At 65.7% G+C, this 1,424-nt stretch carries 1 protein-coding gene; it reads right to left on the minus strand.

The window, feature by feature from the left end:
• On the minus strand, positions 1-1,370 hold a 1,370-nt coding region (locus AWC14_RS09180; RefSeq protein ID WP_487246465.1), incomplete at its 3' end, for a WXG100-like domain-containing protein.
• Between the last annotated feature and the right edge of the window lie 54 nt (positions 1,371-1,424).

Here is a 1,424-nt window from a genome sequence, read left to right on the forward strand (position 1 = left end):
AGGATTCCCTCACCGGCGCGCGCCGCCTGACTTTCGGCCCGAGCCGCTTGTGCCGCTTCGTCGGCGGCCTTGGCGGCTTCCGTGCCGGCCTTGGCTTCCCCCGCACCCGGGATCAAAAACTGCGCGATGGTGCCGCCGACGTAACCGACTCCCCTGCCCGGGTGGTCGCCAGTCCAGTCCTTGGCGTCGACCAAGCCCTTGGCCATGTCGAGCTTTTGGTCGAGGAAGCCCTTCGGGTCATGGGCAAATTGCATCGCTTGCTCGGCAAACGCATTGACTGCCATTGCGGGGTTGGCCATAGCTGCGAGCTTGGCCAGTTCTTCGGGATGGGTAGCCAAATCCTCCAGGCTGCCGACGGTCCCGATAACGCTCTTGACACCACCCTCGGCCACGTCGAGATCGGCGGTGAACACCCCGGCCACAAAACCGCCCACGTCATCGCCCAGATACTGGACGAACTCTTTGCGCGCCCAGTTCTCGAATTCGGTTGTCAAATTGTCGAGTTCATTCATGGCGCCCTGAAACAGCGTCGAGACGCCGTCGGCCTCGCTCCTGAGGGTGTGCAGGATCTTTTTGATGTCGTTGGCGATCTGCTTGATGTCATCGAGCGGGTTGTGCCCGGTGAAAAAGCCGACCACCTCTTGGGCCATTCCCGACGGGCTCAGCCGGTGCAATAGGTCGCGGATCGCGTTCTGCGACGACTCGACCTCACCGGCGAACGAATCCAGCGACGACGCGATCGACTCGCATTGCTTGCCGAACCCGCCCACCCCGGAACTCATCTGCGTCACCGCACCGGTGATGTTGGCCAGCTCGGGGATGTCGTGGCCCGACAAATCGGCACAGCAGTCCGCGACCGCCTCGGTCATACCCGTCACCGCCGTACCGAACGTGCGCCACGCGGTGGCGGCGGCCCGCAGCGTGGCCGGGTTGCCATCCGGCCACGGGCTGCCCACGAACTGGCGCACCAGCGCCCACAACATCGGCTCGCCGACCGCGGGCCCGAACGGATTGGGCATCGTCGGCCCCGAGTACTTCGGCGGCTCACCCGGCGGCGGCACCGACGGCTCGGCTCCGCCGACGGTCGAGGCCGCCTCACTGTGGGCATAGTTCGACGCCGAGACCTCAATGCCGTACCCGATCTTGCGGCACGCGTTCACCGCGGCCTCGGCCGCCGAGAACAACGCCTGCCCGCCTTGGCGATAACTCAAAGCGAAGGCCTTGCCGGCAGGGTCGTCGCCACACATTTGTCCCGACGACGACAACGCCGACTCCAGCGCCTGCACCGCCGCCGCTAAGGCGTCGCCTTTTTCCGCGAGGTTCTTCCCGTCGCCGGCAAGCCGGACCGGGTCGACCTCATAGCCACCCACCAGGGGTCAGCCCCAGTTGCGGATATTCGTTTGCGCTGCGCCGTGGTAATTCTC

Origin of the sequence: Mycobacterium kyorinense (genome assembly GCF_002101735.1) — a bacterium.
GTDB lineage: Bacteria > Actinomycetota > Actinomycetes > Mycobacteriales > Mycobacteriaceae > Mycobacterium > Mycobacterium kyorinense.